Source organism: Shewanella rhizosphaerae (assembly GCF_019457655.1).
In the GTDB taxonomy this organism is placed as follows: Bacteria; Pseudomonadota; Gammaproteobacteria; order Enterobacterales; family Shewanellaceae; genus Shewanella; species Shewanella loihica.
The window spans coordinates 677,769-697,582 of record NZ_CP080420.1 but is presented as its reverse complement, the minus strand read 5'-3'; the positions used below and the strand labels follow the sequence as shown (position 1 = coordinate 697,582).

General features: G+C 56.0%; 13 protein-coding genes. 8 read left to right on the top strand and 5 right to left on the bottom strand.

What is annotated here, in order from left to right:
* Positions 1-123: 123 nt before the first annotated feature.
* Both K0I63_RS03160 and putA read left to right on the top strand, forming a co-directional pair.
* Positions 124-672 (top strand): TIGR04211 family SH3 domain-containing protein, encoded by a 549-nt coding sequence (locus K0I63_RS03160; protein ID WP_011864422.1) that lies wholly within the window; start codon positions 124-126, stop codon positions 670-672.
* Between the two features lie 330 nt (positions 673-1,002).
* Positions 1,003-4,182: a bifunctional proline dehydrogenase/L-glutamate gamma-semialdehyde dehydrogenase PutA gene (gene putA, locus K0I63_RS03155; protein WP_220082498.1), complete on the top strand. Its 3,180-nt coding sequence runs from the start codon at positions 1,003-1,005 to the stop codon at positions 4,180-4,182.
* A gap of 147 nt (positions 4,183-4,329) precedes the next feature.
* Here the strand turns inward: putA and cydC are convergent, their stop codons facing one another.
* The 4 genes from cydC to K0I63_RS03135 form a co-directional block, all read right to left on the bottom strand.
* The gene (gene cydC, locus K0I63_RS03150; RefSeq protein ID WP_220082497.1) at positions 4,330-6,105 is read right to left on the bottom strand and encodes a heme ABC transporter ATP-binding protein/permease CydC; all 1,776 of its coding nucleotides are present in this window, start codon (positions 6,103-6,105) and stop codon (positions 4,330-4,332) included.
* The gene (cydD, locus tag K0I63_RS03145) at positions 6,105-7,868 is read right to left on the bottom strand and encodes a heme ABC transporter permease/ATP-binding protein CydD (RefSeq protein WP_220082496.1); all 1,764 of its coding nucleotides are present in this window, start codon (positions 7,866-7,868) and stop codon (positions 6,105-6,107) included. Before cydD ends, cydC begins: the two co-directional genes overlap by 1 nt.
* 548 nt (positions 7,869-8,416) lie before the next feature.
* Positions 8,417-9,220, bottom strand: coding sequence for a hypothetical protein (locus K0I63_RS03140; RefSeq protein WP_220082495.1), 804 nt, complete (start codon positions 9,218-9,220; stop codon positions 8,417-8,419).
* 1,053 nt (positions 9,221-10,273) lie between these two features.
* The gene (locus K0I63_RS03135) at positions 10,274-12,043 is read right to left on the bottom strand and encodes a sensor histidine kinase (RefSeq protein WP_220083362.1); all 1,770 of its coding nucleotides are present in this window, start codon (positions 12,041-12,043) and stop codon (positions 10,274-10,276) included.
* A 356-nt stretch (positions 12,044-12,399) separates the two neighbouring features.
* Here K0I63_RS03135 and K0I63_RS03130 point away from each other — a divergent pair, with 356 nt between their 5' ends.
* The 4 genes from K0I63_RS03130 to nrfD all read left to right on the top strand — a co-directional run bounded on the left by K0I63_RS03130 (position 12,400) and on the right by nrfD (position 17,108).
* The gene (locus tag K0I63_RS03130; protein ID WP_220082494.1) at positions 12,400-12,999 is read left to right on the top strand and encodes a response regulator transcription factor; all 600 of its coding nucleotides are present in this window, start codon (positions 12,400-12,402) and stop codon (positions 12,997-12,999) included.
* A gap of 303 nt (positions 13,000-13,302) precedes the next feature.
* Positions 13,303-15,585: a thiosulfate reductase PhsA gene (gene phsA, locus K0I63_RS03125; protein WP_220082493.1), complete on the top strand. Its 2,283-nt coding sequence runs from the start codon at positions 13,303-13,305 to the stop codon at positions 15,583-15,585.
* A gap of 12 nt (positions 15,586-15,597) precedes the next feature.
* Positions 15,598-16,170: a 4Fe-4S dicluster domain-containing protein gene (locus tag K0I63_RS03120; protein ID WP_011864413.1), complete on the top strand. Its 573-nt coding sequence runs from the start codon at positions 15,598-15,600 to the stop codon at positions 16,168-16,170.
* A complete protein-coding gene (gene nrfD, locus K0I63_RS03115) occupies positions 16,167-17,108 on the top strand; it encodes an NrfD/PsrC family molybdoenzyme membrane anchor subunit (RefSeq protein ID WP_220082492.1) in 942 nt (313 codons plus the stop codon). The genes K0I63_RS03120 and nrfD overlap by 4 nt, the downstream gene beginning before the upstream one ends.
* Positions 17,109-17,187: 79 nt before the next feature.
* Here nrfD and K0I63_RS03110 read toward each other — a convergent pair whose 3' ends face one another.
* Positions 17,188-17,523: a DUF3622 domain-containing protein gene (locus K0I63_RS03110; RefSeq protein WP_220082491.1), complete on the bottom strand. Its 336-nt coding sequence runs from the start codon at positions 17,521-17,523 to the stop codon at positions 17,188-17,190.
* A gap of 272 nt (positions 17,524-17,795) precedes the next feature.
* Between K0I63_RS03110 and K0I63_RS03105 the strand changes: the two genes are divergently transcribed.
* Entirely contained in the window at positions 17,796-19,265 is a 1,470-nt protein-coding gene (locus tag K0I63_RS03105; RefSeq protein ID WP_220082490.1) for a DEAD/DEAH box helicase, read from the top strand.
* 121 nt (positions 19,266-19,386) lie between these two features.
* On the top strand, positions 19,387-19,785 hold the full coding sequence (locus tag K0I63_RS03100) for a hypothetical protein (RefSeq protein ID WP_220082489.1): 399 nt from the start codon (positions 19,387-19,389) through the stop codon (positions 19,783-19,785).
* The last annotated feature ends 29 nt before the right edge of the window (positions 19,786-19,814 follow it).

The following is a 19,814-nucleotide window of genomic DNA, read 5'->3' as shown; positions in this document are numbered from 1 at the left end:
CAAAGATTAATTCCTGGTAACACTTCCCATGTTGCACTTGCAAATAGGTGGCTAAATCCCTAGCATGTGCCAATATTTCGCTGAAGAGAACTCAAAGTGTTAAGACTCCTATCTATTCTCGCCATGATGCTAATATCATCGACCCTGATGGCGGCAGAGCAGACCCGTTATATCTCAGATAACGTCTACACCTTCATTCACGGTGGTCCTGGCACCCAATACCGTATTCTGGGCAGCGTCGAAGCCGGTCAACCGGTCACCTACCTGGGTGAGATGCAAAACGACTACGCCAAGGTCGTCGACCACAAGGGCCGCGAAGGCTGGGTCGACAGCAAGATGCTGGACTCAGGCAAGAGCTTCCGTGTGCAGCTGCCAGAGGTTCAGGCCGAACTCGACAGAGTCAAGGCCGAGCTTGAGAACATCACCAACGAGAGCGACAGCAGCACTCAGGTGATCCGCCAGCTACGTTCGCAACTGGCCAATGCCGAAGAAGCCCTGGCCAAGGCCTCGAGCGAGCGCGACAGCGCCACCCGCGAGCTGACTAAGCTGAAAAACGACGAGCGCTTCGAGCTGATGAAGCAAGGCGGCATGATCGCCGGTATCGGCGTACTGATCGGTGTGATTCTGGTCTACCTGCCGCGTCCACGTCGTCGCCAGAAGAACCGCTGGTAATCATCTAGCATTACCGCGAGCGAGCATAATGAGCCAGGGCTGAGTCCCTGGCTTTTTTTATGGCTAAAATAGCCATAAAACACCCTGAATTTTATTCATAGCGCGCCGCCACAACCCCCATAAACAGTGGCCTTAACCGCCTTCTGGCCGGACGAGATCAAACAAAGGTCACATTCACCCACACAAGAGTGTCCCTCGTCACATTTTGGAGGTATAATCGGCGCGCAAATGGCGCCAGATTGTATACAAAAATAATACTAAACGCCTGAAAACTTACCTTTTGTTCAAGCCAAAACTGTCCCTATTTAGGTCCAGGTGGAAGTGATTACTATGTTCAAAGCAAGTGAAGTTCTGACTGGTCGTTACGACTCAGCTACCCTAGATGAGCTATTTACAGCGATCACCAACAACTATATTGTCGACGAAGAGCAGTACCTCTCTGAACTGATTAAGCTTGTTCCCTCGAGCGACGACGAGATTCAACGTATTACCAAGCGTGCCCACGACCTGGTGCACAAGGTGCGTCAATACGACAAGAAAGGACTCATGGTCGGTATCGACGCCTTCCTACAACAGTACAGCCTGGAGACCCAAGAGGGGATCATCCTCATGTGTCTGGCCGAGGCCCTGCTGCGTATCCCCGATGCGGCCACCGCCGACGCCCTGATCGACGACAAACTCTCGGGCGCCAAGTGGGATGAGCACCTGAGCAAGAGTGACTCTACCCTGGTCAACGCCTCAACCTGGGGCCTGATGCTCACCGGTAAGATCATCTCCCTGGACAAGAGCATAGACGGCAAGCCAAGCAGCCTGCTGAATCGTCTGGTCAACCGCCTGGGTGAGCCTGTGATCCGCCAAGCCATGCTGGCGGCAATGAAGATCATGGGTAAACAGTTCGTACTTGGCCGTACGGTACAAGAGGCACTGAAGAACAGCACTGACAAGCGCAAGCTGGGCTACACCCACAGCTACGACATGCTGGGCGAAGCCGCCCTGACCATGAAAGACGCGCAGAAGTACTACCAAGATTACTCCAATGCCATCGCGGCACTGGGCGCCCAGCAATACGATGAGAGCGAGGCGCCACGCCCGACCATCTCTATCAAGCTATCGGCGCTGCACCCTCGCTATGAGGTGGCCAACGAAGACAGAACCATGACAGAGCTGTATGACACGCTCGTCAAATTGGTGTCTCAGGCGCGCAGCCTCAACGTGGGCGTCTCTATCGATGCCGAAGAGGTTGACCGTCTCGAGCTGTCACTGAAACTCTTCCAGAAGCTGTATAACTCAGACGCCGCCAAGGGCTGGGGCCTGCTGGGTCTGGTGGTACAAGCTTACTCTAAGCGCGCCCTCCCCGTATTGTGCTGGATCACCCGTCTGGCCAAAGATCAGGGCGATGAGATCCCTGTACGCCTGGTGAAAGGCGCCTACTGGGACAGCGAGCTCAAATGGGCTCAGGTCGCCGGCGAAGGCGGATACCCGCTGTTCACCCGCAAGGCGGGTACCGACGTCTCTTACCTGGCCTGTGCACGCTACCTGCTGTCTGACGCCACCCGCGGCGCCATCTATCCGCAGTTTGCCAGCCACAACGCCCAGACAGTGGCCGCCATCACCGACATGGCCGGCGACCGTCTGTATGAGTTCCAGCGCCTACACGGCATGGGCGAAGAGCTGTACGACACCTTGCTGGCCGAGAGCGGCGTAAGCACGGTTCGTATCTACGCCCCTGTGGGTGCCCACAAAGATCTGCTGCCTTACCTGGTGCGTCGCCTGCTGGAAAACGGCGCCAACACCTCGTTCGTACACAAGCTGGTCGACCCTAAGACACCGATCGAATCTTTGGTTGTCCACCCATTGACGACCCTACAAAGCTATAAAACCCTAGCCAACAATAAAATCGTTCAGCCGATCGACATCTTCGGCGCCGAGCGTAAAAACTCCAAGGGAATCAACATGAACATCATCTCAGAATCTGAGCCTTTCTTCGCCGCGCTGGACAAGTTCAAAGACCAGCAATGGTCTGCCGGCCCTATCGTCAATGGCGAAACCCTCAGCGGTGAAACCATTGAGGTGAAGAGCCCGTACGACACCACACAGATCGTCGGCAAGGTTGCCTTCGCCAACAATCAGGCGATCGAGCAGGCTCTGGCCAGCGCCCACAACGCCTTCGGCAGCTGGTGCTCAACCCCGGTTGAAGTGCGCGCCAACGCACTACAGAAGCTGGCGGATCTGCTTGAAGAGAACCGCGAAGAGCTGATCGCCCTCTGTACCCGTGAAGCGGGTAAGAGCATTCAAGACGGCATCGACGAGGTGCGCGAGGCGGTCGACTTCTGTCGCTACTACGCGGTACAAGCCAAGAAGATGATGGGCAAGCCTGAGCTGCTGCCTGGCCCAACGGGTGAGCTGAACGAGCTGTTCCTGCAGGGTCGTGGCGTATTCGTCTGTATCAGCCCATGGAACTTCCCACTGGCGATCTTCCTAGGTCAGGTCACCGCAGCCCTTGCGGCGGGTAACACTGTGGTTGCTAAGCCTGCCGAGCAGACCTCTATCGTAGGTTACCGCGCGGTGCAGCTGGCCCATGAAGCCGGTATTCCGAAGGAAGCCCTGCAGTTCCTACCAGGTACGGGTGCGACCGTCGGCGCGACCATCACAGCCGATGAGCGTATCGGCGGCGTCTGCTTTACCGGCTCTACCGTGACCGCTAAGCGCATCAACCTGACACTGGCCCAGCGTGACGGCGCCATCATCCCGCTGATCGCCGAGACGGGTGGTCAAAACGCCATGGTGGTGGACTCGACTTCACAGCCAGAGCAGGTGGTTAACGACGTGGTTTCCTCTTCGTTCACCAGCGCAGGTCAGCGTTGTTCCGCCCTGCGCGTACTCTATCTACAGGAAGATATCGCCGATCGCGTGATCGACGTGATGAAGGGCGCCATGAACGAGCTGACCATAGGCAACCCAGGTTCGGTGAAGACAGATGTTGGCCCGGTTATCGACGCTACCGCCAAGGCGAACCTCAACGCCCACATCGACCATATCAAGCAGGTAGGTCGTCTGATCAACCAGCTGGAGCTGCCAGCAGGCACCGAGAATGGTCACTTCGTGGCGCCGACTGCGGTAGAGATCGACTCTATCAAGGTGCTGGAGAAGGAACACTTCGGTCCTATCCTGCACGTGATCCGCTACAAGGCAGCCGACCTGCCTAAGGTGATCGACGACATCAACTCAACCGGTTTCGGTCTGACCCTGGGCATCCACAGCCGCAACGAGGGCCATGCCCTGGAAGTGGCCGACAAGGTCAACGTGGGTAACGTCTACATCAACCGTAACCAGATCGGCGCCGTAGTTGGCGTGCAGCCGTTCGGCGGCCAAGGCCTGTCGGGCACGGGTCCTAAGGCGGGTGGTCCACACTACCTGACCCGTTTCGTCACCGAGAAGACGCGCACCAACAACATCACCGCCATCGGCGGTAACGCCACCCTGCTTTCTCTGGGTGACAGCGAGGAGTAATCTTGCTCGCTAAGCGTTTTAATTAAGCGCTCTCGTTAAGCGACAAACAAAAAAGCCAGTGGATTGCCACTGGCTTTTTTATTACCCGTCACTAGGGCTAAAAGGACTAAGAGCTAAGGACTAAGCACTCAAGGCGAAGAAAACGCCTTAACTTAGCACGCGGTTCAGGCTGGCGTAGTGGGCATCCTGTGCCAGCAGACTTTGGTGAGTACCGCTGATGCGGATCTTGCCCGCCTCCATCAGGTGGATGCTATCCATCTTGTCCATGGCCGTCAGTCTGTGGCTTATCATCACCATGGTCTTATCCTTAGCAAAATCGAGCAACAGCGCCATGATCTCCCGCTCGGTGCGTTGATCCAGCCCCTCGGTAGGCTCGTCCAGCAGCAATAATGGCGCATCACGCAGCAGTGCCCTGGCCACACCGATACGACGACGCTCACCGCCTGAGAGCTGTCTGCCGCCCTCGCCTATCCAGTTATCCAGCGGCTTGTCGCCCTGAGTGAGCGCACCCAGGCCGACACGCTGGAGTACCTCAATCAACTTGGCATCGTTGGCCTCACGCCAAGCCTTACGCTCGGCGCGGCTGCCTGAGGGCGCCTGCTCAAACTGCGCCAGAGTCAGGTTATCGCGCAAGGTGCCGGCAAACAGATAGATACGCTGACTCACGACCGTCATGGCTTGGCGCAGCGCCTGCTCGCTATAGGCCTCGACCGGGCGGCCGTCGAGCAAGAGAGTGCCCGCATCGGGTGTCCACTCCCGGGTGATGAGGGACAGCAGGCTCGACTTGCCGCAGCCAGTTTGCCCCAGCAGGGCTACCTTCTCGCCCGGCTTCACCTCCAAGCTCAAATCGTCCAATACCCACTGGCCCTGCTGATAGCCGAAGCTGACACCCGCGATAGACAGGGCGCCGCGACTCACCATCAGGCTAGCCTCTTCGCCATAGCCGATGCTGGGGCGACGCTCGGTGATCTCACTCACCCGCTCGGCCGCCTGCACGCAGGCCGACAGATGCTGAAAGGCGCCAGCCAGCGGCATCAACATCTCGATACAGGCCATGGTCATAAACACCACCAGCGCCAGCAGCGGCCCAGGCGGCACCTTATCCCCCACCCCATCGGCGGCGAGATAACAAAGAAGCACCAGCGCCAGGCCATGGCTTAGGATCAACAGCGCCTGACTCAGGGCGGTCACCGCCGTCATGGTGGACTGGCTAGTAAACAGCTTGCCCTGAGCGCTGTCCAGCTCGGCCCTGAAGCGCTTCTCGGCGCCAAACAGGGTCAGCTCCGCCTGGCCTTGCAGGTATTCCAGCAGCAGCACCCGATACTGACGGCGGCTCTCCAGCTGGGCGATGCCCGGCCTGTGGCCCAGGCGATAGAAGACCAGGGGCAGCAGGAACCATAGGCTTAGCAACACGCCGCACAGGGTCAGCGCCAACTCACTATCGAACCAGGCGAGAAAGCCATACAGGGCGGCGATCATCAAGAGCGAGGCGAGCAGCGGCGTTATCAGCCGCAGATAGAGATGATCTAGGGTGTCTATGTCAGCTACCAGACGATTGAGCAGATCGCCGCCGCGCAGGTGACTGAGATCCTTGGCGCTCAATGGCATCAACTTGCCCCAGGCCCAGGTACGCAGCTCGGTCAGCAGGCGGAAGGTGGCCTCGTGGGTCGCCAGACGCTCGCCATAGCGGCTGGCGGTGCGGGCGATGGAGAGGAAACGCACCCCGCCGGCCGGGGTGAAATAGTTAAAGGCCTGGGCGGTCGCCACACTCAGTCCGGCTACCGCAGTGGCCGACAGGAACCAGCCCGACAGTGACAGTAGACCAATGCCCGCCATCAGGGTAGTCAGGCTCAGCAGCAGGCCCAGCAACATCATCAGCCACTGGCGCTTAAACAGCTTTATTAATGGCAGCAGGTGTTTCATTACGCCTCCTCCTGTCGATGGCACAGGTCGCTAAACAGTCCGGGGTCGGCCATCAGGGTGTGATAATCCCCCTGCTGCACCAGCTTGCCACCATCCAGCACCCAGATCCTGTCCATATCGATGAGGGCATCGAGGCGATGGGTAACCAACAGACTGGTAGCGCCCTGGCGCGCATCAATAAGCGCCTGCATCACCGCCGCCTCGCTGTGGCTATCCAGGCTGGCGGTCGGCTCATCAAGCACAAACAACTTGGCCGACTGGCCTAGGGCCCTTGCTAGGCAGAGGCGCTGGGCCTGCCCCACGGACACCCCGGCGCTCTGCTCCCCTATGGGGTGAGCGAGCCCAAGAGGTTGTGCCCGCACAAAATCGCCGATACGGGCGCTGTCCAGCAATGTATAGATAGCCTCTTCCGTCATCGCCTTACCCATGGTGACGTTGTCGCCAATGGTACCGTGAAACAGCTGCGGCTCCTGCCCCAGCCAGGCGAGGTAATGGCGGTAGCTCTCCCTGTCTAAGCTGCTCAGCTCCATACCATTTATCAGGACGCTGCCGCGATAGGATAAGAAGCCCAATAGCATGTTGAGCAGGCTGGTCTTGCCCGCCCCGCTCGGCCCGACTATGGCAAGCTGCTCGCCGCCGGTGATCTCCGCCGTTATCGGCCCCAGCAACACCTGGCCATCCGGGCTTAACACCTCGGCCCCTTGCAGCTTAATGCTCAAAGGCGTTTCGCTGGCAAAGGTCGTGCGCGGCGCATCATCAGCCTCATCCCCTTGATGATTCAGCAGCTCCATCAGCGCCTCGGCGGCGCCTATGGCCTGGGCCTTGGCATGGTAGTGAGTGCCCATATCCCGCAGGGGCTGATAAAACTCAGGCGCCAGAATCAGCACAAACAGGCCGATAAACAGCGTCATACCGGCGCCGTAGTGACCAAAGTCGAGATGATCTAAGAAGCTAAAACCGAAATAGACAGCCAGCACGGCGATGGAGACGGCGGCGAAGAACTCCAGCACCGCCGAGCTAAGAAATGCCATGCGCAGCACCGCCATGGTACGGCTGCGAAACTCCTCCGAGGCGCTCTCGATCGCCTGCTGCTCCCGCTCACCCGCGTGGAACAGACGCAGGGTACCAAGCCCTCTCAGCCTATCCATGAAGTGACCACTGAGGCGCGACAAGGCGCCAAAGTTTTTACGGTTAGCATCGGCGGCGCCCATGCCCACCAAGATCATAAACAGAGGGATCAGCGGCGCCGTTGCCAGCAGAATGATCCCTGCCGCCCAGTTGATGGGAAACACCACGGCCAATATGGTCAAGGGGATGAAGCCCGCCAGCATCATCTGCGGCAGATATTTAGCGTAGAAATCGTGAAGGTCCTCCACCTGCTCTAGCACTATGCTGGCCCAGCTGCCCGCCGGACGCCCCTTGATAAACACAGGCCCCAGCTCCACCAGCTTATCCAGCACACTCTGCCGAATCTGACTGCGTAGCAACATGCCCGCCTTGAAGCTGATGCGCTCGCGGCCATAGGCTAGCGCGGCGCGCAGCACTATCACGGCTATCAGGGCGATGAACTCGCAGGTAAAGGCCTCACGAGGCAGGTTTTCGATGATTAAACCGTGGAGCATGGTCGCCAGCAGGTAGGCCTGGGCCACCAGGGCGAAGCCAGTAAGCACACCAAACAACACGGTCAGATTGAGGTAGGCGCCACAGGCCGATTTTTGCTGCTTAAGCCAGCGGCCGAGGACTTTTTCGAGGGTCTTATCCATTGAGCTCCGCGCGTTATCAGGCAGGGACACTAAGTTCGATGGCAAGAGTATCGCAGGCTCGCGCACAGGAATAAACCAGCGGGTGGGGAATTGTTAGTAGGCTCACAAAAATTGAGCTAGATCAAAAAAACTGGGAACTCAGTTTTTATCGAGTTTAGTTTTGGAGGTGTCAGGTTTGTTGGGTTTTGATGGATTTCATGCAGTCTTCATGTGACTAGGTTAATGAGTGTAGCCACTACCTGGGTTTGTATTTGAGGAGGTCTTGAAGGTCGCACCTTCATAGCGACCTAACGCCTGCCCGGCGGGGGACGTGCAAACACGTTTTTGGCATGCTGTGAATATATCCCTATACGCTCCACGGCGACGTCCTGTCGCCGAGGGCCAAAAACGTGTTTACACCAGTATCTATCGTCTCTTCGATTTGACCTTATCGGACTGTCTAGAGCCAAGTCATTTTTGGACAGAAACGTGTTAGAGTATTTGATCAGTAACGCTTTGCTCTGGGGCAAACCGAAGCGCAGCGTAGGTTTGTCCCTAGCAGCAACTTGTTAGGGCATTTTGGCAAAAGAAAATACTTCCGCGTTTGAGAGTAATTGGACTTCGAGGAAGCCAAACTTGTTTATAGAGAATTTCGATGGCATAGGCGTTTTATTTCCCATGAGATAGATGCCGACTCCGCTCTCAATTCCGAAAACCATTTTTAGCTGATCTTTAGACCATGACTTGTCGCCATCAATAACTGTCTTGATAAAGGCAACCATTTGCTCGCCTGATTGGATTATGTCTATTTCATAGCTCTCATTTTTCCAAATGCCAGACAGGTTGTTTGTGCCTGTTACTTGATATTGCGATCTGGTTCGCTCCCATAAAGGGTTGGCGTTATTTATGTTTTTCAAATAAATGCCATCTTGATCATAGCGGTTTACTCGTAGAGGAATTGTTGTTGTCTGAGTGCCATAAGTTGTTGCTGTGCCATAAACGGGACCGCTACCACTATATCCGCTGATATATGTCGTGCTAGTTGTAGGCGTTGAAAGATTCATAAATGATGTTCTAGTTTCTTTAAACTGAGAGCTAGTAATCAGAATATCGGCACCAATTGATTTGGCATAGCTTCTAGCCTGATCTGGATTTTCATACGGGCCATTAAATCCAGACTTACCGATGATCAAATAATCAGAAAAGAGAAGTTCATAGATCTCATCTAAGTCGACATTGCTATATTTGAAAATCATGACATTTGATGTGGGCGGGTATTTGCTTGGCGCAACTTGAGTATAAAATTCCCGATGTCCAAGCTGAGCACAACCGGAGAGCAATACTGCAAAAAAGATGGTTAATAGTGTTTTCATGGTGCTCCTTTATTCTGTAGCCCTAACATTTTATTAGTGCACATGCGCGTTTACCTCGTTGGACCAGTGAATGCGCGCACAGCTAACTATCTGTATGTAATGAACTTATCAGCATTTTCCCAATATACCATCTGGAAAAACGCGCATGCGCGTTTTCCAAACCTATTATCTACTTAACGAATATTATAAGTAGTTAATTTTAAGCCCATTTATTTATTCCGAAATGAGAAAGCGCGCACAAATACAGGATAAAAGTCGTTCAAAATCCTTATGATTTTAATATGACTGTATCCTTATCCAGTTTTTTTGGTTGGGGAGTAGTGAATTACATCACGCTGGTGTAGCGATGAAAACTTCTAGGCCAGAAAATCTGCTCGTTAATGATCCACCAACAACGTGTAAACTCACTTTGCGGCAAAAATAACCCAGCCTTTAGATTCGCAACTCGCACCCAATACCGCCAAATCGAAGAGACGTTAGATACCCAGTGTAGATACGCCTGTGACCTTCGATTTCAGGGATGAAACCGTAGAGCGGCCAGGGATGGCACACAGCGTGTCACAGGCGTATCTATACATAAGCGAGCCGCAGGCTATTGGCAACAGTGATGGATTGACCATCGACAACCTACCAAACATAGTCTTCAGGTTAACGTTATAACCTCTAAGAATCTGCACATACGTCGCTCCTTCACATGCTTGTGATCACGACATTGGTACTTCCATGTACAGCACCCGCCGGGCAGGCGTTAGATAACAGCGAAGGTACGACCTTCAAATCCACTCAACAAATAAACATGCCGCCAAACGCTACTCACACTAAATACCGCCAAATCGAAGAGATGAAATAACCGGGTGTAGATGCATCTGCGGACGTCGATGGCAGGGATGCCATCGTCGAGCCTCCACGGATGGATTCACGGCGTGTAGCAGATGTATCTGCACATAAGCGAGCCGCAGGCTGTTGAAGACAGATGAGGTTAACGCTACAACAAAGTAGCTAGATCCCGATGCAGCCAGCAAAAAGGCTAATTTGCCGATTAGCCCAAACCGGCTAACTTCCCCTCTCACAAGTCCCCGAGTTTCTTGGCAAACTCAAACTCACCACGCATCCCTCCCGCCAGGGAAGATCGGCATGATTGGCGCAGTTATCTATGGTGAACTGTCCCTTATGCTGACGCATCACGTCGCAGCAGATGGCCAGACCCAGCCCCAGGCCGTCGTCCTTGGTGGAGTAGAAGGATGCCATAAGATCCTGGGCCTTGCCCTTGAGGCCGGGGCCATTGTCCACCAGCTTAAGGGTCGCCTGCTGGGCGCCATATTCCAGGCTCAGCAGCAGTCGCTTCTCCCTGTCGGGTTTCATCTCGGCCATGGCATCCAGGCTGTTCTTGATAAGATTCACCAGCACCTGACTCAGGCCGACTGCGTCGCCAAACAGGCTGTAGGGCTCGCCCCGCACCTCCTGGGTGAGGACGATGCCCTGCTGCTGAAACTCGCGGCGAAACAGCGCCAGTGTGTTGGTGACCACCTCGTCTAAGGAGAGGGCTTCATATTGGGACTTGCGCCGCTTGAGCAGGCCACGGATGCGGTGCACCACGGCGCCGGCCCGTGCAGACTGGGCGTTGATCTTGGCCAGCAGCTCATACAGATCTGAGTCGGCATCGCCGCGGCTGTTGAGCTGCATCATGCCCCCCTCGCTGTATTGGGTGATGGCGGCGATGGGCTGATTCAGCTCATGGGCCAGGCCCGAGCCTATCTCACCGAGGATCGCCGCACTCTTCATCCGCTCCACCTGCAGCGCCTTATCCTTGAGCTGCCGCTCTGTGTCGATCAGAAAGTCGCTCTTCTGCCTGAACTTATACTCAAGCCAGAGGTGATAGACGGTGGACACCAGAAACAGCAACAGCAGCGCCAGGCCCCACTCCTTGTTCTTCTCCATCCACTTCAATACCGTGTAGTGCAGCGGCGGCGGTGGCGCCTTGAGTTGCAGCTCCTTAAACAACTTAATCACCTTGAGCTGACTGATGGGCGCCGTCCAGCCCAGGGTCTTGGCCTGAATGGCGGCGGGATGATCTGGCCCCAGGGCATAGAGGGCCTGGGTGATCTTCTGGGTGATGGCCGGCGGCACGGTATCGGCGGCGGCAAAGGACCAGTTGGGATAGAGCTGAGTACTCACCAGACACTCGTAGCCCGCCGGCATGGTGGGATGGATCACCCTGAAATCCTCCTTCTTCACCAGACCGTCCTGAATCATCTCCTCCAGGGTACAAAAGGGGGTGATGGCCGCATCGACCGTGCCGTCACGCACCTGATAGACGATAGGCTCCAGGGGAAAGCCCAGAAAGCGTAGCGAGCCGAAGTAGTTCTCCGGGTTGTAACCCATCTTATGCAGCAGGCCGATGGCGGCCTGATAGCCCCCCAAGGCCTGGGGATCGCTGGCCACCAGATGTTTGCCTTCGAGATCCTTGAGGGTGTAGATCTGGCTGTCGGCGCGCACTATGATGGTGGAGCCGATGGCAAAGGTGGCGCCGCCATGCATATGGCTCTTCATGGTCGCCAGCCAAGAGAGGGGGAAGTTGCTGCTGAGGTTAAAGTATTGCCCCGGGTTGGTGACGATAAACTGCAGCTCGTGTTCCAGCAGCTGGCGGCTCATCTCATCGAAATCCACCGGCACCACCTCGAAATGTGTGCCCGGCACCTCCTGCGACAGATAGTCCATCATGGGCTGCCAGCGCTCTATTCCCTTCTGCACCCCGTGATTGGCCAGCACCCCGACCCTGAGATGCACTAGGTTCGCCTTGTCGCTAATCGAGGCATCGACCATCGCATCGCCTATCTCATTGGCGCTCTCACTAGCCAAGACATTGCCGACTTGAAGCAGACTGAAAGGCAATAAGAGGCAGATCAGCGCACCTTTGAGCCGCCCTAAGCCCCCCTTCCAACACCTTATGAGTGCAAATCCCAATCGCCCTTTCATCGCCCGCCCGATCACTGAGTTAAGCCTACTACTCTAGGCAAGAAAGCGGCGATTTGATGTGAGGCGGTGCAAACATCCCCTTGTGTCTCCATCAGAAAATTATCATTTAGTGATCTGTCTCAAAGGCCCAAATGCCCCTTTTGCCAGCCTCAAATAGAGGCGCTAGGCTAGGTGTAACCCAAGGCTAACGACCGACTGAAGCTATGCCGCAAGCCACGCCGCAACCTATGCCCCTCTATCTGGTGGACGATGACGAAGCCGTCCTCGACTCCCTCAGCTTCATGCTGCGTCAGTTCGGCTATGAGATGACCACCTTCGTCTCTGGCCTGCACTTCCTGGAAGAGGTAGAGCTGAGCCAGCCAGGCTGCGTCATCCTCGACAGCCGTATGCCGGCCATCAGCGGTCAGGCGCTGCAGCAAGAGCTGCTAGCTAAACAGAGCCCCCTTGGGATCATCTTCCTCACCGGCCATGGCGACCTACCCATGGCGGTCAATGCCTTTCGTCAGGGCGCCTGCGACTTCTTTCAGAAGCCGGTATCGGGCCAGGCGTTGGCGGCCGCCATCGACAAGAGCATGCTCCATAGCCAGAAGGCCTTCGAGGCACTGCAGCTGAGTCACAACCTGGCCACCCTGAGCGATCGCGAACATCAGGTGCTTGAGCTGCTGATCCAGGGCAAGACCAACAAGCAGCTCTCCGAGGCGCTGTTCTTGTCCCTGCGCACCATAGAGGTACACAGATCCAACGTGATGAAGAAGCTCAAGGTGCACAACCTGGCCGAGTTAGCCAAGTACAGCCAGATCTGAGACTCATAAGTAGCGTCCGAGTTTTCTATTCCCCCTCTTTCCTTATCCCCAGTCGTAAGCCCCAGTCGTAAGCCTTTCTTATTACGCTCGATTCCTACCACCCTGTGTGAATAAAGGTCACACTTTTTTCACATTCTGGCTAAAAATCGCTGCGCCAGATCACGCGCCCCCCGCCTATGTGGTTTACCACAATACCCCTGATTTTTATAGGGGATAACAATGGACTCAGACCTCCTGCGGGAGGGAACAAAAACCAATAACAGTGTGTGATTTCATCTGCCCTTGCAGATGAAGGAGGAAACCATGATAGAGCTTGATAGACGAACGTTTATTAAGGGTGCCGGTGCAGGGGGTGCAAGCTGTGCGCTGGCAACATTATTACCCGGTTCGCTGGCTGCGCTGGAACAGAAACCCCTACAGGGTATGGGCAAGGAAGTCGCCAGCATCTGTGAGATGTGCTCGACACGTTGCCCCATCTCGGCGCGGGTCGTAGATGGCAAGAATGTGTTTATCCAGGGCAATAGCGCCGCAAAATCCTTCGGCGGCAAGGTGTGCGCCCGTGGCGGCGCCGGTCACAGCCTGCTGTACGATCCACAGCGTATCGTGAAACCGCTACGCCGGGTGGGCGAGCGCGGCGAAGGCAAGTGGGAAGAGATCAGCTGGCAAGAGGCCTACAAGACGATCGCCCACAAGCTTAACGACATCAAGCAGCAACATGGCCCAGAGGCCGTTGCCTTCTCCTCCAAGTCCGGCTCATTGTCGGGACACCTGTTCCACCTGGGCAAGGCCTTCGGCTCACCCAACACCTTCACCCACGCCTCCACCTGCCCCGGTGGCTATGTGATCGCCGCCAAGGCAATGTTTGGCACTAAGGTGAAGCGTGACTTAAGTAACTCCAAGTACATCATCAACTTCGGCCACAATCTCTATGAAGGGATCAACATGTCCGAAACCCGCAGCCTGATGAAGGCGCAGATGAGCAAGGGCGCCAAGTTGGTGGTATTCGAGCCACGCTTCTCAATTGTGGCCGACAAGGCCGACGAATGGTTTGCCATACGTCCGGGTACAGATGTCACCGTCGCCCTGGCCCTGTGTCATGTGCTGATCTACGACAACCTCTACGACCAGGCTTTCATCGAGCGCCATGTCGAAGGTTTCGATGCCTTCGCCAAGGAGGTCAAAGCCTATACTCCAGAGTGGGCCGAGGGGATCAGCGACGTGCCCGCCAAGGACATCCGCCGCATCGCCCACGAGTTTGCCGCCAAGGCGCCTCACGCCGTGGTGGACTTCGGTCACCGCGCCACCTTCACCCCAGAAGAGTTCGAGATGCGCCGCGCCCTGTTTGCCGCCAACGTGTTGATCGGCAACATTGAGCGTAAGGGCGGCCTCTACCTGGGTAAGAAGGCCAAGACCTATAACAAGTTTGCCGGTGACAAGGTCGCTCCTGGTCTGGGGAAACCAGGCGTCGAGGGCATGCCTAAGCCTGCGGCTAAGCGTATCGACCAGGTGGATGAGCAGTACGCCATGATGTGGTCATCGGGCGGTATCTATCAGACCATTCTCGATGCCACCCTCAAGGCCCAGCCCTATCAGCTCAGGGCCTGGGTGATGAGCCGCACCAACCCGATGCAGACCATGACAGACAGGGCCCTGGTGGTCGAGACCCTGAAGAAACTCGAGTTTGTGGTCAGCTGCGACGTCTACATCAGCGAGACCGCCGCCTACGCCGACATCATCTTGCCTGAGTCCACCTATCTGGAGCGGGACGAAGAGATCGCCGACAAGTCGAGCAAGAGCCCAGCCTACTATGTGCGCCAACGTGTGGTCGAGACCATAGGCGACACTAAGCCAAGCTGGCAGATCTTTAAAGAATTAGGCCACGAGATGGGCCTGGGCCAATACTTCCCTTGGGAGAACATGGAGAGCCTGCAACTGCTGCAAGTCGATCGCGACATGGCCCGCTTCAACGAGATCAAGCAGAAGGGTTATGTCAGCTACGGCAAACCGCTGATGCTACGCGAACCGTCTATGGTGGCGGCATTCGTCAAGCAATACCCCAATGCCAAGCCCACAGATGATGACGGCACCTATGCCAGCGCCATGAGCTTCAAGACCCCAAGCGGCAAGATTGAACTCAGCTCAGACAAGGTGGAGAAGATGGCCGCCGGACGCGGGGTGATCAAGTACCGCGAGGTCAAACTCAAACAGGACAACGAGCTCTATTTCATCCAGGGCAAGGTAGCGGTGCACACCAATGGTGCCACCCACAACGTGCCCATGCTGGCCAACCTGATGTCTGACAACGGCGTGTGGATCCACCCCATCACAGCTGGACGCTTAGGCATTTCCAGCGGCGATAAGATCCGCCTCACCAGCAGCGTCGGCAGCGAAGAGGGTACGGCCCTGGTCACCCCGGGTATTCGTCAGGATACCGTGTTCGCCTACATGGGCTTTGGCTCTAAAAACAAAGAGCTCGCTAGGGCGACCGGCAAGGGGGTTCACTGCGGCAACCTGCTACCCAACAAAACCGCGGCCGTGTGCGGCATGAATATCCACACTACTGGCATCACGCTAGCCAAGATCTAATAGGAGTCCAGTATGAGTAAAAGATATGTAATGGTGCACGACGAGAATCGCTGCATCGGCTGTCAGGCCTGTAGCGTCGCCTGTCGCAGCGAAAATGGCGTCCCCGAGGGAGTCACCCGCTTGCAAGTGCGCGTAGAAGGCCCCTTTGGCGACGCGCCGCACCTGCACTTTAAATATAACCGCGTCTCCTGCCAGCAGTGTGAGAACGCCCCCTGTGTCACCGTCTGTCCGACTGGCGCGGCCTATGTGGGCGACGATGGCCTGGTCTCTATCAAGGAAGATAAGTGCGTCGGCTGTATGTACTGTGTGGCGGCCTGCCCCTACAAGGTGCGTTTCATCAACCCTGAAACCAAGGCGGCCGACAAGTGTAACTTCTGTAAGGACACCCGCCTAGCCCGCGGCGAGCTGCCCGCCTGTGTGACCGTGTGTCCCACAGATGCACTGACCTTTGGCGATGCCAACGATCCGAGCAGCGAGGTAGCCAAACTCATCAACACCAAAGCGACCTATCAGGAGAAGACCCATCTGGGAACCAAGCCTAGGGTCTATCGCATTCCAACTAAACGTGGGGGGATACAGTCATGAACAATACCTGGGGCGATATGGCGCAATATGATCCAGTCACCTGGAACTGGGTTATCGCAGTCTACCTGTTTATGGCGGGCCTCTCGGCGGGCTCTATCCTGATCGGTATCGGCCTGCGCTGGTACAGCAAAGAAAAGGCGATGGAAAGCGCGATTTTAAAAGCCGCGGCCATCATCAGTCCGCTGGCCATCAGCTTAGGCCTGGCCTGTCTGGTGTTTGACTTGACCAAGCCATTTGATTTCTGGCTGATCTTGGTCAACTACAACTTCAGCTCCGTCATGTCTATCGGGGTGCTGGCGCTGCTGCTCTACTCACCAATCGGCATAGCCTACTCGTTGATAGTACTAAGGGACGAGCTGGCCAAGTGGAAGCTGGGCTTCCTGGTACCTGTGGCAGAAGCACTAATGCCGATGCGCAAGGCAATTGAGGTAGTGCTGTTTGTGCTAGCCATAGGTGTGGGCGCCTATACCGGCTTCCTCATCTCGGCGATGAACGCCTACCCACTGCTGAACACGGCTGTGCTACCTGCGCTCTTCTTGGTGTCTGGCCTGTCAGCCGGCGCGGCGGCTAATGCTATCGGCGCGCTGCTGATGTTTAACACCCACTGCCATGATACCAACCTAAGTAAGATGCATGGCCTGGAACTGCCCGTGATGCTGAGCGAGATCATGTTCCTCTTCATGCTGTTCTGCGCCCTCTACTTCAAGGGTGGAGCGGCTGCGGCCGCGCTGGCGTCACTCACCACAGGTGTCTGGGCAAGTGTATTCTGGGTCGGTGTGGTCGGTATCGGCTTTGCCATCCCGCTGCTCACCATGTTGATGCCGTCGCAGACACGTCACAGCAAGGGCGTGATGATAGCCGTGGCCTGCTGCAGCCTCACCGGCGTGCTGGCCCTGAGACACTTCGTGATCTACGCAGGTCAAAGCTACATCAGCTAATCTCATCTCCACAAACGCAAAAAGCCCAGCATCTGCTGGGCTTTTTTATCTTAACAGGCGACTACTCGTCTTCGTCCGACTACTCGTCGTCTTCGTCGAAGAAGTCGTCATCCAGCTCGTTATCACCGGCGGCGTCACGCTCGGCGCGCCATTTCTCGGCGGCGGCCTCTTTGGCGGCAGCGGCTTCGTTACGCTCGACACGCTGCTTGGCGCGGCGCTCGTTACGCAGCATCAGGTTATCGACTATGCCCTTGAGGGTCTCTTCGCCCCAGGCGGTCGCCTCGGCTTCGCTAGCAAAACCAGTTTGCGCCTTAGTTACCACTGTCTTGCGCGCCGTCATGCGACGGGTAACTTCGGCAGTCCAGCTACCTTCGGCTTCGCTCACGCGAAGACCGTATTTCTTGTTTTGTGTCATGTTAATTTCCTAATTCGATCTTCGAGTGCAAACGTCGCGCTCATTGAGGGAAACAGCGGTCTAATATACCACTGTCGTCAGAAAGGCGGCTATTGTAGTCTCCTCTGGATAAAACTCAATCATTAGCGCGCACAAAATACGAAAAAGTTAGCCCTTTCAGCTAGGCAGAACTGGCGAATTCGATAGCACTTTGCTATCGCTTAATGTAAGCTGCACGCCCGCCAGCACGCTGGCTTCCAATTATCCGGCCCCGTCGCCCAAGAGATCCATCTATGAGTTTTACCACCCTGGGGCTATCCGCTCCCATACTCAAAGCCATAGCCGACAAAGGTTATCAAACCCCCTCGCCTATTCAGGCCCAGGCTATCCCAGCAGTATTGTCGGGTAAAGATGTGATGGCGGCGGCGCAGACAGGGACGGGCAAGACAGCCGGCTTTACTCTGCCACTACTGGAACTACTCAGTCAGGGCCCTCGCGCCCGCAGCAAACAGGTGCGCGCCCTGGTCTTGACGCCAACCCGCGAACTGGCGGCCCAGATCGCCGAAAGCGTCACCACCTATGGTCAGCATCTGCCGCTTCGCAGCGCAGTGGTGTTCGGCGGTGTCGGCATCAGCCCACAGATCAGTCAACTTAAGCGCGGCGTCGATATCCTGGTGGCCACACCGGGCCGCCTGTTGGATCTCTATCAGCAAGATGCCGTGAGCTTCTCTCAGCTGGAGACACTGGTGCTGGATGAGGCCGACCGCATGCTGGACATGGGCTTTATTCACGACATCAAGAAGATCCTCGCCATCTTACCGCCCAAGCGGCAGAACCTGATGTTTTCCGCCACCTTCTCCGATGAGATCCGCACCCTGGCCAAGGGGCTGGTGAACAATCCGGTGGAGATCTCGGTCACCCCGCGCAACAGCACAGCCAACACGGTACAGCAGCTGATCTGCCCGGTAGACAAAAACAAGAAATCCGCAGCCTTGGTCAAGCTTATCCAGCAAGGTGACTGGCAACAGGTGCTGGTATTTAGCCGTACCAAGCATGGCGCCAACCGTCTGGCTAAGCATCTCGAGGCCAAGGGGATCACCGCCGCGGCCATCCACGGTAACAAGAGCCAGGGTGCCCGCACCAAGGCGCTGGCTAACTTCAAGTCGGGCGACGTGCGCGTGCTCGTAGCCACAGATATCGCCGCCCGTGGTCTGGATATCGACCAGCTGCCTCAAGTGGTCAACTTCGACCTGCCTAACGTGCCCGAAGACTATGTGCACCGCATCGGTCGTACCGGCCGCGCCGGCGCCGATGGCAAAGCGGTCTCCCTGGTGAGCGACGAAGAGGCCAAGCTGCTGGCGGATATCGAGCGCCTGATCGGCAAGCTACTGCCGCGTGCTGAAGTAGAGGGCTTCGAGCCGACCCACACCCTGCCCGAGACCAACCTGACGCCAAAGCGCCACGGCCAGCACAAGGGACCGCGTAATCCTAAGCCTAAAAGCAACAGCCAACGCAGCAGCAATCGCTCAAGCAACGGCCAGGGCTCAAACAAGGCTGGACAGCCTAGCCGCGGCAATCAAGCTCAGGGCAACAAAGAGGGTCAGGGCCGTCGCCGAACAGGCGCAAGTACTGGTACCAGCAAGCCTGCGAGCGAAGGTCAACAAGCGCAAAACCAAGGCAAGTCGGAGCACAGGGACGGTAACGCCCCAGCACGCCGTCGCAGACGTCGTCGTCCGAGCCAGAGCGCACCTGCAAATCACTAGTTGAAGAGTCATCTGGGGCCAGAAATATCTGCGCCCCTATCACGGTTGATTTCAATCTCGAAGTAGAATAAAACAATATGCAGATTAAATAAGGACATCATGGAAAATAAGTAAGGACACTATGTTGAAATTTATTATGCTCGCAATCGGCCTGTTAAGTTCAGGCATGGCAATGGCGGTAGACGATGTGTTAACCGTCGATCGCAACGTCTCCGGTAGCTTCCAATCCTCATTTCCCAACGAAAATAACATTCAACCTGATATCAGTGATTTTAAGGTGCTCAATAGCGTGCTGATGAGTAATGAAGCAGGTGAGCGCTGGGCGGTAATAACCGTTGAAAACTTAGCATCTGGCCAACGTACGTTAAACCAGAACCAGCTAATGGCACTGTTTGCTAATGGTGAGAGATTAACGCCTCACATCTTTAAAACAAGATTTTCCGCCAACGAGATACTCTCGATTACCTTAGCTTTTGGTGAGCACAAGTTTCCTATTCTCGAGATCTATCAACGAAACTAAAGACTCACAGTTAATGTTAAGGTATCGAT